At 70.0% G+C, this 1,332-nt stretch carries 1 protein-coding gene; it reads right to left on the bottom strand.

What is annotated here, in order from left to right:
* Positions 1-26: 26 nt before the first annotated feature.
* Positions 27-1,121 carry an IS110 family transposase gene (locus L0B03_RS17995; RefSeq protein WP_250448394.1) on the bottom strand — a complete coding sequence of 365 codons (1,095 nt, stop codon included), beginning with the start codon at positions 1,119-1,121 and terminating at the stop codon, positions 27-29.
* Between the last annotated feature and the right edge of the window lie 211 nt (positions 1,122-1,332).

Below are 1,332 nucleotides of genomic sequence, written 5' to 3'. Positions count from 1 at the left end.
CGATGCTCCTATGTCAACCCTGGGGGTCAGGCCGCCTGCTGGAGCACGGCGGCGGGCTTGGGCGGAGCCTGTCGGTGGGGCACCGGTGCTGTTGCGTCCGGGTGGTCGGCTCGTTGCTCATCAGTGCGCAGGGCGGCGAAGACGCGGTCGGAGATGCGCCGGCGCAGGAGCCTCAACGCTTCGGTGCGGGTCTTGCCGGCGGCGGTGAGCTTGTCGACATAGGCGGCGCCCTCACTGCCTAGGCGCAGCTGGGTGACCGCGGCCATGTGTAGGGCGGTGTTGATCGTGCGGTTGCCACCGCGCGACAGGCGCACCTTGACCTTGTTGCCCGACCAGACGGGGATCGGGGCAGTGCCATTGAACCTTGCGTAGGCGTGCTTGGAGCGGAAGCGTCGGGCGCCGGCGGTCTCGCCGAGGATCATCGCGGCGCCGAGGACGCCCATTCCGGGGATCTCGACCAGCGTGGGGTGGGTGGTGCGAACGAGCCTGTCCAGACGCCGCTCGAGAGTGTTGATCCGCCGGGTCACGGCGGCGATGTCCTCCAGGAGATCGCGGGCAACCTCGACCAGAGCGCCGTCGCGGCCCTCCAGGTGAACCAGGAGTTCCTCCAGCAAGGAGTAGCGGCGCAGCGCGCGGGAGGGGACGTGCAGGTCAGGGTCGATCTCGTGGAGGAACCAGCGGACCTTGGACTGCATCGCGGTGCGGCGCGCAACCAGGGTGCGCCGGTGGTCGGACAGCAGCTTGATCTCCCGCATCGGGCCGGGCAGCTCAGCGGTCGGCAGGTTGTCCTCCCGCAGCGCGACCCGGGCGACGGCCTCGGCGTCGATCGGGTCAGACTTGCCCGGCTCGCGGGCGCTGCGCCGCATCCCGGCCATCATCCGGGCGTGCACCCGCACTACCCGGTGACCGGCGTCGAGCAGATCGGCCTCCAGACGGCGGGTCAGGTGGCGGCAGTCTTCGACGGCGACCCGAACGTCGTCGAACTGCTCCAGCCAGGCCACGATCTGGTGGTGCCCGCCGGCCCTTGCTGGGACGGTCAGCTCCCCGATCCGCTTGCCCACCTCGTCGACCGCGACGAGCGTGTGCCAGTTCTTGTGCGCGTCGATCCCCACCACCGTCATGTTCGTCTCCCTCAGCTCGTCACCTACTGGAGTGGCGCCGGTGGACGCGAGAGGGCACGCCTCAGTCGGGCAGAGCGAGCAGGCTCCTATCAGGCCACGCCCACGACCACCGTCGCCAGCCCGGCGGGACGGCACATCGCAGAACAGCCACGCGATCGGGCAGCGAAGAAACGAGCCAGCCCCGCCGAGCCAGGTTCAGTCTGGTACTGAC

Source organism: Actinotalea sp. C106 (genome assembly GCF_023630195.1).
Classification (GTDB): domain Bacteria; phylum Actinomycetota; class Actinomycetes; order Actinomycetales; family Cellulomonadaceae; genus Actinotalea.
Note: the sequence above shows the minus strand (reverse complement) of the source record. Positions and strands in the feature narration are given on the sequence as shown.